At 60.9% G+C, this 17,767-nt stretch carries 17 protein-coding genes; 13 read left to right on the top strand and 4 right to left on the bottom strand.

All coding sequences use genetic code 11. From position 1 onward, the window contains the following. Positions 1–216: 216 nt before the first annotated feature. Positions 217–396 carry a hypothetical protein gene (locus tag GWG65_RS24105; RefSeq protein WP_275198057.1) on the bottom strand — a complete coding sequence of 60 codons (180 nt, stop codon included), beginning with the start codon at positions 394–396 and terminating at the stop codon, positions 217–219. A gap of 370 nt (positions 397–766) precedes the next feature. On the opposite strand from GWG65_RS24105, the gene GWG65_RS40475 reads away from it, so the two are divergent. Then, the gene (locus tag GWG65_RS40475; protein ID WP_342760664.1) at positions 767–1,243 is read left to right on the top strand and encodes an adenylate/guanylate cyclase domain-containing protein; all 477 of its coding nucleotides are present in this window, start codon (positions 767–769) and stop codon (positions 1,241–1,243) included. Beyond that, positions 1,204–2,439 carry a hypothetical protein gene (locus tag GWG65_RS24100; protein WP_342760663.1) on the top strand — a complete coding sequence of 412 codons (1,236 nt, stop codon included), beginning with the start codon at positions 1,204–1,206 and terminating at the stop codon, positions 2,437–2,439. Before GWG65_RS40475 ends, GWG65_RS24100 begins: the two co-directional genes overlap by 40 nt. A gap of 331 nt (positions 2,440–2,770) precedes the next feature. Here GWG65_RS24100 and GWG65_RS24095 read toward each other — a convergent pair whose 3' ends face one another. Both GWG65_RS24095 and GWG65_RS24090 read right to left on the bottom strand, forming a co-directional pair. Next, entirely contained in the window at positions 2,771–4,045 is a 1,275-nt protein-coding gene (locus GWG65_RS24095) for a DUF2252 domain-containing protein (RefSeq protein WP_275198056.1), read from the bottom strand. Positions 4,046–4,691: 646 nt separating this feature from the next. Continuing rightward, positions 4,692–5,177 (bottom strand): adenosine-specific kinase, encoded by a 486-nt coding sequence (locus GWG65_RS24090; RefSeq protein ID WP_148741438.1) that lies wholly within the window; start codon positions 5,175–5,177, stop codon positions 4,692–4,694. A 228-nt stretch (positions 5,178–5,405) separates the two neighbouring features. Between GWG65_RS24090 and GWG65_RS24085 the strand changes: the two genes are divergently transcribed. The 5 genes from GWG65_RS24085 to GWG65_RS24065 all read left to right on the top strand — a co-directional run bounded on the left by GWG65_RS24085 (position 5,406) and on the right by GWG65_RS24065 (position 9,745). Continuing rightward, a complete protein-coding gene (locus GWG65_RS24085) occupies positions 5,406–5,738 on the top strand; it encodes a hypothetical protein (RefSeq protein WP_275198055.1) in 333 nt (110 codons plus the stop codon). Between the two features lie 80 nt (positions 5,739–5,818). Continuing rightward, positions 5,819–6,547 carry an SAM-dependent chlorinase/fluorinase gene (locus GWG65_RS24080; RefSeq protein WP_275198054.1) on the top strand — a complete coding sequence of 243 codons (729 nt, stop codon included), beginning with the start codon at positions 5,819–5,821 and terminating at the stop codon, positions 6,545–6,547. Between the two features lie 303 nt (positions 6,548–6,850). Next, entirely contained in the window at positions 6,851–7,009 is a 159-nt protein-coding gene (locus GWG65_RS24075; protein ID WP_275198053.1) for a hypothetical protein, read from the top strand. A gap of 700 nt (positions 7,010–7,709) precedes the next feature. Then, the gene (locus GWG65_RS24070; RefSeq protein WP_275198061.1) at positions 7,710–9,212 is read left to right on the top strand and encodes an amidase; all 1,503 of its coding nucleotides are present in this window, start codon (positions 7,710–7,712) and stop codon (positions 9,210–9,212) included. Between the two features lie 170 nt (positions 9,213–9,382). Then, positions 9,383–9,745, top strand: coding sequence for a hypothetical protein (locus tag GWG65_RS24065; protein WP_275198052.1), 363 nt, complete (start codon positions 9,383–9,385; stop codon positions 9,743–9,745). A 133-nt stretch (positions 9,746–9,878) separates the two neighbouring features. Here the strand turns inward: GWG65_RS24065 and GWG65_RS24060 are convergent, their stop codons facing one another. Beyond that, positions 9,879–10,025 (bottom strand): hypothetical protein, encoded by a 147-nt coding sequence (locus GWG65_RS24060; RefSeq protein WP_275198051.1) that lies wholly within the window; start codon positions 10,023–10,025, stop codon positions 9,879–9,881. A gap of 392 nt (positions 10,026–10,417) precedes the next feature. Here GWG65_RS24060 and GWG65_RS24055 point away from each other — a divergent pair, with 392 nt between their 5' ends. The 6 genes from GWG65_RS24055 to GWG65_RS24030 all read left to right on the top strand — a co-directional run bounded on the left by GWG65_RS24055 (position 10,418) and on the right by GWG65_RS24030 (position 17,622). Then, positions 10,418–12,388 carry an AMP-binding protein gene (locus GWG65_RS24055; protein ID WP_275198050.1) on the top strand — a complete coding sequence of 657 codons (1,971 nt, stop codon included), beginning with the start codon at positions 10,418–10,420 and terminating at the stop codon, positions 12,386–12,388. Continuing rightward, entirely contained in the window at positions 12,385–13,170 is a 786-nt protein-coding gene (locus tag GWG65_RS24050) for an ABC transporter ATP-binding protein (protein WP_275198049.1), read from the top strand. Before GWG65_RS24055 ends, GWG65_RS24050 begins: the two co-directional genes overlap by 4 nt. 10 nt (positions 13,171–13,180) lie before the next feature. Beyond that, a complete protein-coding gene (locus GWG65_RS24045) occupies positions 13,181–14,110 on the top strand; it encodes a branched-chain amino acid ABC transporter permease (protein WP_275198048.1) in 930 nt (309 codons plus the stop codon). 15 nt (positions 14,111–14,125) lie between these two features. Then, positions 14,126–15,253 (top strand): branched-chain amino acid ABC transporter permease, encoded by a 1,128-nt coding sequence (locus GWG65_RS24040; RefSeq protein ID WP_275198047.1) that lies wholly within the window; start codon positions 14,126–14,128, stop codon positions 15,251–15,253. Positions 15,254–15,385: 132 nt separating this feature from the next. Next, positions 15,386–16,705 (top strand): ABC transporter substrate-binding protein, encoded by a 1,320-nt coding sequence (locus GWG65_RS24035; protein ID WP_275198046.1) that lies wholly within the window; start codon positions 15,386–15,388, stop codon positions 16,703–16,705. A 77-nt stretch (positions 16,706–16,782) separates the two neighbouring features. Then, positions 16,783–17,622 (top strand): ABC transporter ATP-binding protein, encoded by an 840-nt coding sequence (locus tag GWG65_RS24030; RefSeq protein ID WP_275198045.1) that lies wholly within the window; start codon positions 16,783–16,785, stop codon positions 17,620–17,622. Positions 17,623–17,767: the final 145 nt, after the last annotated feature.

The raw sequence follows: 17,767 nt of genomic DNA, 5'->3' as shown, positions 1-17,767 counted from the left end.
CCGCTCGCACTGGATTATCCACGGTCACATAGTCATCGAGCGATGCCGGAAACAGCATGCTCTGCCCGCGATCCACCCCTTCAACAAAGCGCTTCATTGGACGTCCCCGCAAGTGCAGGGAATCCTACCGCGCGAATCACCGGAAACAGAACGTTTTCACACGGCCTGGCTCGGAAGCTGACCGCACTTGAGCGAGAGGCGGTGTGATGCGATAGGCTAGTCTTCGTCAGGGCGAGCGACGTCGAACGCACTCACGATCTGGTGGGCTCTCTCTACTTCTCTAAGCTGAACGCGAAGGATCTCATTGGCGAAAGCCTGCGCGCCCTTGCCCTCACGCGCGGCCGCTTCGGCCAGCCGCTTGTACAGCTCCTCGTCGATCTCAACGGATCCCGGCACGAGTCGTCCTCCATAAGCCGGCCGAAGATATCAAAATCACGGATAAGGGGCTACTCCGGAACGCCCTTGTGAGGGGCAGGAATGGTCTGTGTGCGAGCCTCTAATCTTCCTTCGAGGAGAGCTGACGTTTGCTCAGCTGAGGGGATTGGCTGCTTCGGGCCAAACACGCCGACGGCACGCTCGACCCACCCAATTCTACAACAGCGACCGCGGCAGCCGCGGTGAGCGTAGAGCGGCAGCTCTTGGCGCAATGCGGACAGTCGCCGGAACGTCGACTTCTGATCTCACGGCAGGCCATCTCCGTAAAGGACCCTAAAGGCAACGCATTTGGTGGTAGGATGGAGATAAGGAACTGGGGGAACCGACCCCAATGGCATCAGATCAGACCAAACGTAAGCTCGCCGCTATCCTCGCCGCCGATATTGCCGGCTATAGCCGGCTGATGGGTGCGGACGAAGAGGGCACGCTCGCCCGGCTCAAGCTGCTTCGCCGCGAGCTGATCGATCCAAAGAACAAGCAACATCACGCCCGCATCGTGAAAACGACCGGTGATGGAATTCTAATTGAGTTTCCAAGCGTGGTGGATGCAGTTCGCTGCGCGATCGAGGTTCAGCAGGGCATGGTCGAACGCAATGCCGACGTACCGCAGGAGAAACGAATTGAGTTTCGTGTCGGGGTTAATCTTGGGGACGTGAAGGCCGAGACCTCTATGGCGATGGTGTCAACATCGCGGCACGACTTGAGGCGCTGGCCGAACCCGGCGGCATATGTATCTCACGTACAGTGCTCAGTCATGCGCGCGATAAGGTGTCTTTCGACGTCGAGGATGCGGGCGAACAAACGCTGAAGAATATCGCCCGGCCGGTCCACGTTTATCAGATCATCATTCCCAGCCAGCGGCCCGCGACGCGCAAACCTGAGGTGCCGGCGCTCGCATTGCCCGACAAACCGTCCGTCGCCGTTCTGCCATTCACCAATATGAGCGGCGACCCCGAGCAAGAATTCGTCTCCGACGGGATCGCTGAGGATGTGATTACGGCACTATCGCACTATCCCTCGCTGTTCGTCATCGCCCGGAACTCCTCCTTCACCTACAAGGGTCGAGCGGTCGATGTGAAGCAGGTCGGACGCGAACTCGGCGTGCGCTATGTGCTCGAAGGCAGCGTGCGCAAGGCCGGCAATCGGATCCGCGTCACTGCGCAATTGATAGAGGCCGGAACCAGCAACCATGTGTGGGCCGAGCGCTACGACCGCGATCTCGCCGATATTTTCGCTATGCAGGACGAACTCACCGAAGCGCTGACGACCGCCCTTGCCCCCGCCATTGCAGACGCCGAGCTGCGACGCGCCATGCGCAAGCCACCGGAGAGCCTTGATGCCTGGGCGGCATATCAGCGCGGTCTGTGGCATCTTAGCAAAGCTACGCCCGACGACGATGTGACTGCAGAGAGCTTTTTTAAGCAGGCAATCGATCTCGACCCAACCTTCGCCGGCGGCTACAGCGCGCTCGCCTTGTATCAGCTGCAAGCGGCCGCGATCTACCAGAAGCTGGATCTGCCAAGCGCGCAACACTCGGCCGAGGCCTTGGCCCGTCGGGCGGTCGCGCTGGATGGCGCCGATGCAGAATCCCGGTTCCTGCCTCGGCTGGGCTTTGCAAGCGCGCGGCGACGCCGAGGGTGCGTTGGCGGAGATCGAGCGAGCTCTCTCAATGAGTCCAAATCTGGCCATCGCGCATGGCCACAGGGGTGCGACGCTAATCTTCGCGGGACGGCCAAGGGAAGGGCTCACGGCTCTCGAAACATGTATCAGGCTCGACCCACGCGATCCGTATCTGGCAGTACGTTTGTTGCACGTTGCGTGCGGACTATATTTCTGCAGCGAATACGAGGCTTCGATCGAAGCTGCGAAACGACTGATCCGGTCGTTTCCCGATTTTCCGATGATCTACCGCTGGCCCGCGGCGGCGCTGGGCCAACTTGGGCGCACATCGGAAGCGAAAGAAGCATTGGAGAAGGCCTTCTCGCGCGCACCGGGGGCATTTGACATGTATGTCCGCAAGAGAGCTCCGTGGTTTCGTCCGGAGGACCACGCCCATCTCGTCGAGGGCTTGCGCAAGGCCGGCTGGAATGGTTGAGGTCGCATCGAAGTCGTCGCCTTACCCGATGCGGACGGCCTGTGATTTACAGGCGAATGCCCTATATGAGTCCAATCTCGTCATTCCGACCCTACGCCAGTCACTTTACCCATGAAAGCAGACAATTTCGGAGCGGGGCGGGATCTCTCAAAGGTACCACTTCCGGACTTTCGTGCCGCACAAGTAGGCGATTTCAACGCCGCCTAAATCTTGGGGAGCGGAGCCTGGCTCTCCCTTCGACTAAGTCGCTTTCGCTTTCTTCGTAGCCGTCGGTTTGGTCCCCTTCGCCTTCACCAGAGCGGCGTGGTCGGCGCTTGTCTGATCGGCATAGGCCGTCGCGAAGGACGCGATCGCGTCATCGAGCGCGTCGCTCTTGCCGGTGTAGCCAGCGATCGCGGCCGGATCGCCGGAGCGCGCATGGGCACGCGCGAGGGTTCGACCGCATAGCTGGGCATAGTCCGAGAGTGCCTCGCCTTCGCTGATTTCGCTGACGGCGCCAAGCCTGCGGTTTTTCAGCGTCCGAACATAGAACTGACGGCCGGTCGCATCGTCCTGCGTAGCACCGAGAAAGATGTCACTGGCGGCCTGCATCATCTGCTGGCCCTCCACAACCCGGTGGCCCTGGTTTCCTTTGTAGGCAAGCTTGCCGCCGAGCCGTTCCAAAACCGATCGCTGCGCTTGTTTGACCTGCAAGAACAACGGCTCGTTGTCGTCGGTCATGAACAATGCCACGCAGCAGAATGTGCCGACGGATCCGACGCCCACCGCCTTAAAGGCGAGATCCTTCATTGTGAAACGGTCGAGCAACCGCTGACGATCAGGATTGAGGCCTTTACGATAGGCAGCGAACACGCGCTCGACACCAAGCCGGTGTCGCGCGTCGGCCTTAGGATCGAGATGGAAAATAGTAGGGGGCTTATCGACGATTTTCGGATGATCGCCGCTGACGAGATGCGGAAAATTGTCGTCCTTCGACAAGCCCTCGCCCCGCGCCTTAGCAATCACGCCAACGAGCTGGCGCCGCAGATCGCTATTGCCGATCTGCTTGATCGCCTGTTCGAGGTCGATCCGGCTGTGCCAGATTTCCAGCGGCGACAGCTTGGCGAGTGCGGAAATGTGTGTCCGATAGGCCTTGACCGTCACAGCCGCGATCGCGCGGGCCTGTTTCTTGTTTGTGCCTGCGGCCGATGCCGCCACCGCTACGCTCGCTGCGAGGCGCTTCAGATCGACGGTGAAATCGACGCCAGGCAGCGTCTCATCAAAATCGTTCACGTCGAACAGGATATTGTTCTCGGGAGTAACGAAGGCGCCGAAGTTCATCAGGTGGCTGTCGCCGCCTGCCTGCACCGGTATTCCGGCCATTGGCTGGGCGGCCAAGTCTGTCGCTATCACCGCGGCGGCGCCGCGCAGGAACGCGAACGGGTTGATCGTCATTCGCGCATAACGCTCCGGCACAAGCTCCGGAACGCGATCCGGATCGCTCTCGGCGAGAATTGCAACGGCATTGCGCGACATCGATCCTTTAAGGTCGGCATGTGCTTCTCGCGGCGTCTTGCGTCGGAGCGCTTTGCCCACTTGGAACCGCTCGGTACGCGAACCCAAAGTGACCGTCATCTGGAAGTCGTTCAACGAAAGCCAAACGGTATATGAAGCCGCCTAGTTGTCGCAAGCCGGCAACGGTGACCGTGCCGTACGCCGGTCCAGCCCTGGACGGCCAGAGACCCACCAGGACAATCAGCGAGCCGCGCATCTTATCGGTGAATCCGGGCCGAAAGAGTTGGGAGGGGACCAAAGGAACAATCAGCCCATGTCCGAGTCGGGTCAAACTCGACAAAACTCAAAGGGAGCACAACGAGTCCGCTTTCGGGTAGATAGCGTCCAAAACCCAAGGCAGAGCATTGGGCTCAACTCGTGATCGCCCTTGAACAGCGCCCCGCGTTGCGACCATGTCACAGCGCTCGGCTTGGTCCACCAGCCTTGCTCCAACCCACACTGCAAGGCTTCGCCGAAGCCTTCATAGCTCACCTGGTTCACTTGGTAATACGCGCAGTTCACGGCCTCAGTATACGTGAACGAGCCGGGCGTCTGGCGATCGAGTTAATGGCGTTGGGCTCGGCGGTGTTGTCCGTGCAGGCCTGTCGACTTCGGCTTCATCCAGCCACTACAGCTTGTAGCCGATCTTTCGCAGCAGGTCTTTCCGCCACGCAATGTCGGCGTCGGTTTCGACACCCAACGGCGAGGCGCCATCCACCACGCCGAGCACGCCGCGGCCTAGCTCCGTTTGCGCGACGATTACCTGTGTCGGGTTGGCCGTCGCGCAATAGATGCGGCAGACTTCCGGCACCGCGCGCACCGCAGCCAGCACGTTGACGGGAAAGAACCCGTCGCCCAGGAAGATCAGGAAAGTGTGGCCGGCGCCGATGGCCAATGCGTTGTTGCGTGCGAGGGTGAGTGAGGCTTCGTCATTACCCGACCAGCGCACCAGCCGCTTGCCGGAGGCCTCGCAGAAGGCCAGCCCGAAGCGGATGCGCGGAACCGCGCCCACCAGCGCCTCGTGGAGGTCTTCCACGGTCTTGATGAAATGCGACTGGCCGAAGATGAAGTTGGCGTCGTCCGGCTTGACGATGGGCACCACGGTGAGTTCCATGGCTGCGCTCCTGCAGGGTGAGCTACGCATTCCATGGTAGGCCGCCGGAAGGTGATTGCAAGCCGCCACAGGCGGGCGAAACGCCACGCGCCTCAACGAGGCGGGGTTCTGTCCTTCCGCGGGGAGCGGCCATGGTCGCGGCAGCAAGTCTGCGAGCTTTCATTACCGGGAATGATGAGCGATAATCGCCAGCGGGATGGAAGCGGTGCACGGAGATGGTGAGGGCCGATGCCTGAGCGGACATACAGTCGAGAGAGCGAGATCGATGCCACAAGAGCAAGCGCGCGTTTGCCCGGCCTCGACATCGACATCATTCACCGGCAATCGCCGAATGGCGATTGGGAGCAGATGTCAATTGACCTGCGGGCAACACCGTCCTTCGACGCGCTCGGGTCCTTGTTCGAGGCAGCTAACCCTTTCACGTTTTGGGTGCATGCCACGCGATTTATGTGGATGCCGTGGCTGCTCACGGCGCAGACGATGATGCTGCCGGCAGGCCGGCCGCGAACGCTCCCGAGCGCCGTCCACCCTGAGCAAGAGGCGCCGGCGGCTCGCGCATAGCGAGCCAAAGGATCAGGGAAGGGATAACGCTAACCAACTGCGACGTTGCAAGGCGCCGGCGCAGTGGGCGAGCTGACACCATGATTGCGCTGTTTACGGATTTTGGGTTGAGCGGCCCGTATACGGGTCAGATGAAGGCGGTGCTGCACCAGATGGCGCCGGGCATACCCATTATCGATCTCTTCGCTGATGCGCCAGTCGGCAACCCTAAGGCATCGGCGTATCTGTTGGCGGCCTATGCGGCATGGTTTCCGGTGCGAACCGTCTTTCTCTGCGTTGTCGATCCCGGCGTCGGCGGGACGCGGCCATCCATATTTCTCGAGGCCGACGGCCGTTGGTATATCGGCCCCGGCAACGGCTTGTTCGAGCAGATCCAGCGCCGTGCCCGCGAGACGCACAGCTGGGACATCGACTGGAAGCCGAAGCATCTCTCGGCCAGCTTTCACGGGCGCGACCTCTTCGCCCCGGTGGCAGCCATGCTGGCGCGCGGTGATCCGCCCCCCGGCCGGCCACGTCACGATGGCGGAGATCGCCGGGCAGACTGGCCGGACGACCTCTGCGAGATCGTCTACGTCGATCACTACGGCAATGCGATGACCGGGCTGAGGGCGGCTAAGCTGCCGCCCGGCGCAAGGCTGACCGCGGTGGGTCGGGTTCTGGACCGCGCGAGGACCTTCAGTGATCTGCCGCCGCGCGCGGCTTTCTGGTATGAGAACTCCAACGGGCTTGCCGAAATTGCCGTCAATCAGGGGCGGGCGGACCGCGATCTCGGTCTTGCCATCGGCAGTCCGGTCGAGTTGGTCGCATGAACAAAGGTCTGCTGCTTTGACCCGAAGGCAACATTCGACCAAACAGCGCCCTCATCCGCATCGGCCGAAGCCGCCGGAGCGCCGCGACAAGCCGCAGGTGAGTGCTAACAGGCGCCCTGCGGAGCAGACCCGCAACATCCTGCGCAAACACTACATGAGCAAATACCGGGTGCAGTGAAATCGCGAAGACTGAACCTTTGAAGCAAGCCTCCGATGGTCGCCGGAGCGCGATCGCGCTTCACCGGCCACCGCCAAGGCTCGCGAGTACGCCCCATGAGCGATTTGACCAGAATGACGTTTGGGATGACGATGGTGATCGTCGTCAGAACGTCTTCGAGCGGCATTGCCTGCATCAGGCTGCGGCCCGGCGCGATCGCCGATGCCCGAGGAAAGGAGCACCACAAGTCCTCCCTGAAGACGGCGCCGCGCTATGCGCGAGAATGGCCCACGCTGCTTTCTTGAAATCTGAGTGGAGAAACTGGAGGTTGGGTGACCTGACGCGATCCACCGATAGCTAATCCGCTTCGCGATCGCGGGCGCTGCGCCGCCGACCTTGTCTTGCAACTGCGGCTCGCGCGTCCGGTTCCGTTGCGATTGTCGGCGCCACCGCCGAGCAACCTATGTTCGAAGGTGGAAGTGCGCCGCGACGTGGCTGGCGGGCGCGGACCGTGAGAGATGCAAGCTCTTGAAGGTCGCCGGTGGCTGCGCGATAATCTGCCGCTGGACGGCGCGTCGCTCCGCAGTCCGCGCGAGGATGCCGGCGGCATCCAGTACACGCCTTAATTGCCGTCACGATCCGCTCGGCCAGGCCTCACGTCCCGACCTCATGCGGCTGCTGCGCCTCAGCCCAGTCCGGATGCAAGGACTCACTGTGATGTTGCAGCTTGGCACGCCGGCCGCAGCGTCGGCAGCCTCCGCTTGGTGACCGTCGCGGCCACCGACCACCAGACGGTCCCCGACGCTTTAGGGCGAGCGGTGGATTTGAGAAGTCAACCCATTGGTCGAGGGAGGATATGCTATGAGAGCCTCGCCAGATTATTCGCGTCGTCGCTTCCTTCATGCCGGCGCAGCAGCAACCGTTGTCGCCGCGGCGACAACACCCGTTCGTGCGGCCGCCGAGGCGGGCATGCAACCGCCACCCCCGACGACGACGGCCCCGCGGATGCTGCGCAAGCCACCGCTGCGTGAATTGGAGCGCATCGCCAAATCCTACAACTTGGATCTCAGCCGCGACGATCTGACGTCGTTCCGCAACCTCATGGACGGCGTACTTTCGTCGTACCGTCGCCTGGACCAGTTCGCGGAGCCGACATTGGCGGTGAAGTACCCGCGGAACGCGGGGTTCCGTCCAGGTGCCTCGGACAATCGGCTCAACGCTTGGTACTGGAGGTGCTCGATCAAAGGCGCAACGTCGGGGCCTCTCGCGGGCAAGAAAATCGCCATCAAAGACAATGTGTGCGTTGCCGGCATCCCGATGATGAACGGTTCCAACGTGCTGGAGGGCTACGTCCCTGACGTGGATGCAACCATTGTGACCCGCATCCTCGATGCCGGTGGGGAGATCATCGGCAAGGCCGTGTGCGAGCATCTTTGCTTCTCGGGCGGTAGCCATACCTCCGACACTGGGCCCGTGCTCAATCCGCATGATCCGAAGCGATCTGCCGGCGGCTCCTCCAGCGGCAGCGCGGCGCTCGTCGTCGCCGGCGAGTGCGACATGGCCATCGGAGGCGACCAGGGAGGGTCGATCCGAATTCCCAGCTCTTTCTGCGGAGCGGTTGGCCACAAGCCCACCCACGGGCTTGTGCCCTACACAGGCGTCTTCCCGATTGAATTAACACTTGATCATACCGGGCCCATTGCCCGTACCGCCGGCGATGCCGCCCGGCTTCTCGAGGTGCTCGCCGGAGCCGATGGCCTCGACCCGCGCCAACCGGCGGGACTGCATACGGAAGCGTATACCAAGCAGCTCACCGGAGACGCCCGCGGCCTGCGGATCGGGATCGTCAAGGAAGGGTTTGGCTGGCCCAATTCCGAGCCCGACGTCGACGCCATGGTGCGCGAGGCAGCACAGCGCTTGACGCGAGCGGGAGGGACTGTAAGCGAGGTATCAATTCCCCTCCACCGCGACGGCATCCATATCTGGAACGCTATCGCCGTCGAGGGCGCCACGGCGCTGATGGTCGCGGGCAACAGCATGGGAACCAACTGGAAAGGGCACTACACGACCTCGCTACTGGACTTCTACGGCCGGAGCCGGCGGGTGCGCGCCAACGACCTTTCGGAGACCGTCAAGCTCGTTGTCCTGCTTGGCCAGTACATGCAGGACAATTATCAGGGTCGCTACTACGCCAAGGCCCAAAACCTCGCGCGCATGCTACGCGCCGCCTACGATGAGCAACTCAAAGACGTCGATCTCCTGCTCATGCCGACGTTACCCTTGAAGGCCACGCTACTCCCACCGCCGGACGCGAGCCGCGAGGACTACGTTGCGCGGGCACTCGAAATGATTTCCAACACTTGCCCGTTCGACGTCACTGGCCATCCTGCCGCCACGGTTCCGGCAGGCATGTCGGCAGGGCTCCCTGTCGGCATGATGCTGGTCGGACGCCACTGGGAGGACGGCACGGTGTTGCGTGCGGCTGACGCGTTCCAGATCGTCGGGTAGACGGCAGCAGCGAATTGTCGGCTAACGGCACCGCCGGGTCCAAGGTTCGAAAGCAGGAGGTCCGCGAGCCGGCGAGCGGACGCGGGCTGCCCTGACATCGATGCCAGGCTCGTCTGCCGACGCGGAGTCGGGGCGGGGCCTCGTGCCGGGATCATGAGGAGGTCAGGCCCATGGATATCGAACGCACTACATTCGGCACCATCACGATTGACGGAAAGACTTATGAACACCACGTGATCATTCGTCTGTCCGGCGAAGTGGCAAGGCGGAAGAAGAAGCTGTCGAAGAAGTACTACGGCACCTCGCATATCCTCTCGAAGGACGAAGCGAAGTTCGTCTTTGAGAAGGATGCGAGCAGCTGGTTCTTGGCTCGGGCCAGATGGGCAATGTGCATCTATCGCCGGAAGCTGAGGCGTATTTTGCGAAAAAGGGTTGCACGGTCCCTGTTGCAGCCGACCCCTCCATACGTTCAACAACTCGCGCGCGAAGAAGATTGGCCTTTTTCACGTTACCTGCTGAATCGGGCTGCCTAGACCCGAGTCCAAGATTGGTCGAATTCCGCTGACTCGATGCGGCGCGCCTGCGGTCAGCGGAGAGAGGTATGGCCGGCCGAAGGGCTGTTGTGTGATACGTCTCCGCCTCGCGCGATTCTCGAGATCAGGTGCTTTAGCTATTGGATTCCCGACTGGCCGCGGCGTTGTCGGGCGATTTCATGGGGCGGCTCCGCATGGCATTGCCTCGTTCGCGGATGAGTTCGATCATGTCGCGTAACGCAGCTTTGGCGGCGGCGTCGAGAACCTCGTCGAATCTCATCGTGATCCAGACGCCGGGCGTTTCGGCGCGAAGTGACTTAAGATGGAGATCGGAGCGAACATGGAATTCGAACGGCCCGTCAGCGCGGCCTCAATCGCGGTCAAGCATGGGAGCGCGTGGACGTATCAAGGCGTCCTGCAGATGAACTACAGTCTGCATATTCGAAGGACCGCCACTGCAAGTAGAGCTGCGCCACCGCCGGTCGCCAGCTTTCTTATTTATACCAACTGATACCCACCAACGGGTTCGGGTCGGTCAAGCCGGGACTTGTAGGACTTTCGGTCCGTTGTAATGTAAGGACGCATGCGGAATCCGTATGGCTGCATCCCGAATGGCGCAGCGTCACAATAAGCAGGCGCGAACCAACGTGCCGGTTTTGGATAGAGACCGACATGGCCGTTGGCGGATCGTTTGACACGTTCCCCAAGCTGCTGGCGCGAAATGCCGCGCAGTTTAGCGGCCGTCCTGCGTTTCGGCACAAGGATCTCGGCATCTGGCAGACATGGACCTGGGCGAAGGTCGCAGAGATCGTGCGCGCTTATGCTGCGGGCTTGCATCGACTGGGACTGCAGCCAGGAGACACGATCGCCATCGTTGGTTCCAACCGGCCGAAGCTCTATTGGACGCTGATGGCAGCGCAAGTGCTGCGCGCGATTCCGGTTCCGGTCTATTCGGATGCAGTGGCCGACGAGCTTGCTTATGTCCTCGCTCAGGCCGACGTGAAGTTTGTTGCGGCGCAAGATCAGGAGCAGGTCGACAAGGTCTTTTCTGTATCCGGCCGGGTGCCGCATCTCCACAAGGTCGTCTATGACGAGCCGCGTGGCCTCGATGACTACGACCACGACCGATTGATCGCAATCCGCGATGTCATCGAAGACGGCCGCGCCGCGCTTGCGGCGAGCGCGGCGCTCGGCAGGCAGATCGATGAGTTCATCCGGCAGGGTGAAGGTTCTGACATCTCGATCATCCTCTACACCTCGGGAACCACCGGCGCGTCGAAGGGCGTCATGCTGTCGGCGCGAGGCTGCATCGACGCTGCGACGGATACCGTCAGGTTTGACAGCCTGACCGACAAGGATGTGGCGCTCGCCTACCTGCCGCTCGCCTGGGTTGGTGATCATTACCTCAACTATGCACAGGGCATTGTCGCCGGATTCTGCATGGCGTGTCCCGAGAGCGGTGAGACGATCGAACAGGATCGGCGCGAGATCGGACCAACCTTCTATTTCGCCCCGCCGCGCGGTTTCGAGGCCATGCTGACGCGGGTAATGATCCGCATGGAGGACGCGGCAGCCATCAAGCGACGCATGTTCAGCTACTTCCTTGGCATTGCGCGGCGGTATGGCGAGTCGATTTTGACCGGAAAGCCGGTGCCGTTGTCTGGCCGATTGCTCTATGCACTCGGGCGCTTGATGGTCTACGAGCCCCTCAAGAACGTTCTTGGCTTGTCTCGCGTACGCGTCGCCTATACTGCAGGTGAGGCCATCGGTCCGGATCTGTTCGCGTTCTATCGCTCGATCGGATTGAACCTGAAGCAACTCTACGGTCAGACCGAAGCGTTCCTTTACGTTACCTGCCAGCCTGACGGTGAGATCTACTCCGATACGGTCGGCCCGGCTGCACCGAACGTCGACATCCGCATTGCGGAAACTGGCGAGGTGCAATTCCGCTCACCGGGCATGTTCGTCGGATACTTCAAGGATCAGGCGAAGACTGCGGAGGCCATGACGTCCGACGGCTACGTCAAGACCGGCGACGCCGGTTTCTTCGACGAGAAGACCGGGCACCTGAAGATCATCGATCGCGCGAAGGATGTTGGCCGGCTGGCTGACGGCACGATGTTTGCGCCGAAGTATCTTGAGAACAAGTTGAAGTTTTTCCCCAACATCAAGGAAGCGGTCGTTTACGGCGACTCCAGAGATTTCGTTTGCGCCTTTCTTAATATCGACCCGGTCGCTGTGGCGAACTGGGCTGAACGCAACAACATCGCATACGGTTCCTATCAGGAGCTGGCGGGGCATCCGCTGGTCTACGACATGGTGGCGAAAGATGTTGCCGAGGTGAACCGCTCTCTCGCGGAGGGAAAGGTGCTGGCGGGCGCGCAGATTCGCCGCTTTCTCATTCTGCACAAGGAACTCGACGCAGACGATGGCGAATTGACCCGCACCCAGAAAGTTCGCCGCGGGTTCATCGCCGAGCGCTATGCGCCACTGGTCACGGCGCTCTACGACGGTTCGCATGAAGCGGACATTTCCACCGAGGTCACTTTTGAGGATGGCCGCAAGGGCGTGATCGCGGCTCGGGTCAGGATCCGCGATCTGCAAACAATTGGTGCGAGAGAACCATTGGGGAAAGCCGCATGAGGATGCCGGATACGAGCGAAATCTTGCTTCTGGTCCAGGGGGTATCGCTGGCGTTTGGCGGTGTGAAAGCGCTGAGGGACGTTTCGTTTGACATCAGGAAAGGTGAAATTCGCGCCATCATCGGACCGAACGGCGCCGGGAAGACTTCGATGCTCAACGTCATCAACGGCTTCTATCATCCCAATCATGGCGCGATCACCTTCAAGGGACAGACCCGCGCCCAGATGCAGCCGTTCGAGGCGTCCCGTGGCGGCATCGCGCGCACCTTTCAAAACGTCGCACTGTTCAGGGGAATGAGCGCGCTCGACAATATTATGGCTGGCCGCACATTGAGGATGCGCCGGGGCCTTTTTTTGCAGATGCTGCGCTACGGACCGGCGCTGGCGGAGGAGATCGAGCATCGGCACCGGGTCGAGGAGATCATCGATTTTCTGGAGATTGAGGCGATCCGCAAGGTGCCGGTTGCGCGTTTGCCATATGGCCTGCAGAAACGCGTCGAACTCGGCCGCGCCCTTGCGATGGAGCCGGACCTTCTTCTCCTCGACGAGCCGATGGCAGGCATGAACCTCGAGGAGAAGGAGGACATGTCGCGGTTCATCGTCGACGTGAACAATCATTACGGCACGACGATTGCGCTGATCGAGCACGACATGGCTGTGGTGATGGATCTCTCCCATCGCGTGGCGGTACTCGATCACGGCGTGAAGATCGCCGACGGCACCCCGGATGAGGTCAAGAAGAATCAGGGCGTGATCGACGCCTATCTCGGCGTCGCGCATTAAGGAGCGTTGCGTGATCGCGTTGGGTCAATTTCTTGAAGTGCTGATCGGCGGATTGATGTCCGGCGTGCTGTATTCGCTGGTCGCGCTCGGCTTCGTGTTGATCTTCAAAGCATCCGGCGTCTTTAACTTTGCGCAAGGCGCAATGGTCTTGCTCGCCGGGCTTGCGCTGGTTCGCTCGCTCGACCTGCTGGTGGCCTGGGGTTTCCCGCTTTGGGCTGCGATCATCCTCGGCATTGGCTTCGCTGCCGTGATCATGGCGATAACGGCCTGGTTGATCGAGCGGTTCGTGATCGGACCTCTTGTCAACCAGGACGCCCTTACGCTGTTCATGTCTACCATCGGCGTGACATTCATCCTCGAGGGTGCGGCCCAGATGATCTTCGGTTCCGATGCTTACCCTTTGCGGCTGTTTCCGACGGACGCCTGGTTCCTGTTTGAAAATCTCTTTCCCGGTGGAATTCTGCTCAACAAGCTGGATGTCTGGGGCGGCTTTATCGCCGGCATTCTGGTCGCGGGCCTCGCGATCTTCTTCGAGCGTACCAAGACCGGTCGCGCACTTAGGGCGGTTGCAGATGACCACTTGGCCGCGCAGTCGGTCGGGATTCCAATCAGCTGGATCTGGTTCGTAGTCTGGCTTGCCGCCGGTCTCGTTGCGCTGGTTGCGGCGACCGTGTGGGGTACCAAACTGGGCGTACAGTTCTCCATCACGTTTCTCGCGCTGAAGGCCTTGCCGGTTCTGATCATTGGGGGCCTTACCTCAATTCCAGGGGCCATCGTCGGCGGGTTCATTGTGGGTGCGGGCGAGAAGATCGCGGAGGTGTTCCTGGGGTCGTATATTGGTGGCGGTATCGAATATTGGTTCGCCTATGTGCTGGCGTTGGCGGTACTGCTCGTGCGGCCGCAGGGGCTGTTCGGCGAGCGGATCATCGAACGTATCTGAGACGAGGAATTTGTTGTGCTTTATCGTGAGGCTGGCCAATTCAAGACGACTTACGCGGAAGATATGGCGATCTTCCCGATCCGCCAGGATCGAATTGCGCTTGGTATCTTGCTTGGGATCGCCTTCGTTGGGGTGCCGCTGCTGGCGACTTTCCACATTTGGCCGTTCAACAGCGAGTATCTGCTGTGGGCCATTCTGCTGCCCTTCCTGATCCTCGCGCTCGCCGCGATCGGCGTAAACGTTCTCGTCGGCTATTGCGGCCAGATCTCGCTCGGCAGCGGCGCATTCATGGCTATCGGCGCCTATTCTGCTTACAAGTTGGGAACCGGCGTTCATATTCCGCTCGCCTGGTTTGGTTTCGCGATTTCGATCCCGCCATTGCCTGTGCTGCCATCCATTTTGCTCGGCGGGCTCATGGCAGCGATTGCCGGCATCCTCTTCGGTATTCCCAGTCTGCGGATCAAGGGCCTTTATCTCGCGGTCGCAACGCTCGCGGCACAGTTCTTCTTCGACTGGGTATTCCTGCGGGTGCCGTGGTTCACCAATTACGCGCCGTCAGGGTCGGTCAATGCGCCGAGATTGGATTTCTTCGGTCTGGCCGTAAACACGCCTATCGAGCGCTATCTGCTGTGCCTGATCTTCATAACCGTGTTCGCGGTCCTGGCGAAGAACCTCGTTCGCGGCAATCTCGGCAGACAGTGGATGGCAATCCGCGACATGGACATAGCCGCCGAGCTGATCGGCATCCGGCCACTCTACGCAAAGCTCACGGCTTTTGCGGTCTCTTCATTTATCATCGGCGTGGCCGGCGCCCTCTGGGCGTTCGTCTATCTGGGCTCATGGGAGCCGCTCGCGTTCTCGATCGACCGTTCGCTGCAGCTTCTGTTCATGGTGATCATCGGCGGGTTGGGATCGATCATGGGTTCGTTCGTCGGTGCGGCCTTTATCCTCATTCTGCCGATCCTGCTGAACCTGATTCCAACCCAGCTCGGTGTGCCGCTATCGACAGAGACGATCACTCATCTGGAATTCATCATCTTTGGATCGTTGATCTGCTATCTTCTCATCAAGGAGCCACATGGGTTTGCCCGGCTCATATCGATTGGCAAGGAGAAGCTCAGACTTTGGCCGTTTCCCTACTGAAGGGGCGGTCAGCGCGAAGGAAGCCGGAGATCGCAACGCGGAGCGGCGGTCGTTGGCAACAGCAGCAAGGAAGCCCCGCGAAAACAAGACCCGGTACGGCAAAAAACCGGGCTGAATGAGGAGGACACCAATATGGTACGCAACAAACTGATACTGGCGGCAGCCATGTTATCAAGCGCAGCGCTTGCCGCTCCGGCTGCGGCGCAGAACGAACAGTTCATCCCGATACTGTCCTACCGGACGGGCGCGTACGCCGTGAACGGCGTGCCGTATGCAAACGGCGTGGCTGACTACTACAGCCTGATCAATGAGCGCGACGGCGGCATCAACGGCGTCAAGCTTCTGGTCGAGGAATGCGAGACTGGCTACGCCACCGACAAGGGCGTTGAGTGTTACGAGCGTCTCAAAGGCAAGGGCCCGACCGGCGCGGCCTTCATCAATCCGCTGTCGACTGGCATTACATTCGCCCTCACTGAAAAGACCACGACTGACAAGATCCCGATTATCACGATGGGCTACGGCCGTGCCGATTCCAAGAATGGAGCCGTGTTCGCGTACAATTTCCCGCTGCTCGGCACGTACTGGTCTGCGGCCGATATCGCGATTCAGCACATCGCCAAGGAGGTCGGCGGCTTCGACAAGCTGAAAGGCAAGAAGATTTCATTGCTCTATCACGACAGCCCTTACGGCAAGGAGCCGATCCCGATGCTGCAGGTGCTGGCAAAGAAGTACGGCTTTGAGTTCACGCCGATCCCGGTGACGCACCCCGGTGTCGAACAGAAGTCGCAATGGCTTGCGATCCGCCAGAATCGGCCGGACTATGTCTTGGTCTGGGGCTGGGGCGTCATGAACGGCACGGCAGTCAAGGAAGCGGCGGCCGTTGCCTATCCGCGCGACAAGATGATCGGTGTTTGGTGGTCGGGCGCGGAGCCGGATGTAACTCCCGCAGGCGATCAAGCCGTCGGCTACAAGTCGCTGATGCTTCAGCATGGCGCAGGCAAGTTCCTCGTGCATGCCGACATCGAGAAGTACGTCTATGCAAGGGACAAGGGGGCGTCGGAGCCCGGCAAGGTCGGCGAGGTTCTCTACAACCGCGGCATGGTGAACGCCATGCTCGGGGTCGAGGCGATCCGCAAGGCGCAGGAAAAGTTCGGCAAGAAGCCGCTGACGGGCGAGCAGGTCCGCTGGGGTCTGGAGAACCTCAACCTCTCGGATGCACGTATCAAGGAACTCGGCTTCGAGGGTATGTTGAAGCCGATCAGGATTTCTTGCTCCGACCACGAGGGCGCGCGGGACGGGCGCGTACAGCAGTGGGACGGCAAGGGCTGGAAAGTCATCTCTGACTGGTACACGGCCAACCAATCCGAGACCGAACCGCTCGTCGAGGAAGTTTCCGGGAAGTATGCCGCGGAGAAGAACGTCAAGCCGCGGGACTGCTCGAAGGAGAGCTGAACTCATCTCGGCGATCCGGGAGGAGCGTTCGCCTCCTCCCGGATATCCCGAGAGCCGCAACCGTCTGGAGGAGCCGCGTGTCAATCCCTAAGGCCGCCGTCGCGACAGAAGCGGCAGCGCTGTTTCTATCGGTCAACAATATCGAGGTTGTCTACGATCACGTCATCCTCGTGTTGAAGGGGGTGTCGCTGGATGTGCCACGGGGCGGAATTGTCGCGCTTCTCGGCGCCAATGGTGCGGGCAAGACAACGACGCTGAAGGCGGTTTCCAATCTGCTGCATGCGGAGCGCGGCGAGGTCACCAAGGGCTCGATCCTGTTCGACGGCGTCGAAGTGCAGTCGCTATCGCCAAACGATGTGGTGCGGCGCGGCTGCATTCAGGTGATGGAAGGACGGCGTTGCTTCGCTCACCTCACGGTCGAAGAGAATCTGCTGACCGGCGCCTTCACGCGCAGGGACGGCAAGGCCGCGATCGCGCAGGATCTGGAGCGAGTCTATGCCTATTTCCCCCGTCTCGGGGAGCGGCGGAATTCGACCGCCGGCTATACGTCGGGCGGCGAACAGCAGATGTGCGTGATCGGCCGTGCGCTGATGTCGCGCCCGAAGATGATCCTGCTCGACGAGCCTTCGATGGGCCTCGCGCCGCAGATCGTCGAAGAGATCTTCGAGATCGTGAAGGATCTGAACGTCAAGGAAGGTGTCTCGTTTTTGCTCGCCGAGCAGAACACCAATATGGCACTCAAATACGCCAACTACGGATATATCCTCGAAAATGGCCGCGTGGTGATGGACGGCGAGGCCAGGGCGCTCGCCGCAAATGAGGACGTCAAGGAATTCTATCTTGGCGTCGCCGGCGAGAAGCGAAAATCATTCCGCGATGTGAAGCACTACAAGCGGCGCAAACGCTGGCTCGCTTAGGTGACGACGCTGAGTGATCGGCCCCCGTTGAGTGGGCCCGCCGCGCGATCCCGGCGCAAGACCAGATCTCGCTCAGGCGCAGCGTCCAAGATGCCGTCTTAATGTCAACACGGCGGAGGCAGCGATTGATGCCGCGATCGCCGGG

This window comes from Bradyrhizobium sp. CSA207 (genome assembly GCF_029051685.1).
Taxonomy (GTDB): domain Bacteria; phylum Pseudomonadota; class Alphaproteobacteria; order Rhizobiales; family Xanthobacteraceae; genus Bradyrhizobium.
Note: the sequence above shows the minus strand (reverse complement) of the source record. Positions and strands in the feature narration are given on the sequence as shown.

What these genes read in the sequence shown, in the direction of transcription:
- GWG65_RS40475 (WP_342760664.1), top strand. Translation starts at nt 767, where the DNA reads ATGGCATCAGATCAGACCAAACGTAAGCTCGCCGCTATCCTCGCCGCC.
- GWG65_RS24095 (WP_275198056.1), bottom strand. Translation starts at nt 4,045, where the DNA reads ATGTCGCGCAATGCCGTTGCAATTCTCGCCGAGAGCGATCCGGATCGC.
- GWG65_RS24090 (WP_148741438.1), bottom strand. Translation starts at nt 5,177, where the DNA reads ATGGAACTCACCGTGGTGCCCATCGTCAAGCCGGACGACGCCAACTTC.
- GWG65_RS24085 (WP_275198055.1), top strand. Translation starts at nt 5,406, where the DNA reads ATGCCTGAGCGGACATACAGTCGAGAGAGCGAGATCGATGCCACAAGA.
- GWG65_RS24080 (WP_275198054.1), top strand. Translation starts at nt 5,819, where the DNA reads ATGATTGCGCTGTTTACGGATTTTGGGTTGAGCGGCCCGTATACGGGT.
- GWG65_RS24075 (WP_275198053.1), top strand. Translation starts at nt 6,851, where the DNA reads ATGACGATGGTGATCGTCGTCAGAACGTCTTCGAGCGGCATTGCCTGC.
- GWG65_RS24070 (WP_275198061.1), top strand. Translation starts at nt 7,710, where the DNA reads ATGCTGCGCAAGCCACCGCTGCGTGAATTGGAGCGCATCGCCAAATCC.
- GWG65_RS24065 (WP_275198052.1), top strand. Translation starts at nt 9,383, where the DNA reads ATGGATATCGAACGCACTACATTCGGCACCATCACGATTGACGGAAAG.
- GWG65_RS24060 (WP_275198051.1), bottom strand. Translation starts at nt 10,025, where the DNA reads ATGAGATTCGACGAGGTTCTCGACGCCGCCGCCAAAGCTGCGTTACGC.
- GWG65_RS24055 (WP_275198050.1), top strand. Translation starts at nt 10,418, where the DNA reads ATGGCCGTTGGCGGATCGTTTGACACGTTCCCCAAGCTGCTGGCGCGA.
- GWG65_RS24050 (WP_275198049.1), top strand. Translation starts at nt 12,385, where the DNA reads ATGAGGATGCCGGATACGAGCGAAATCTTGCTTCTGGTCCAGGGGGTA.
- GWG65_RS24035 (WP_275198046.1), top strand. Translation starts at nt 15,386, where the DNA reads ATGGTACGCAACAAACTGATACTGGCGGCAGCCATGTTATCAAGCGCA.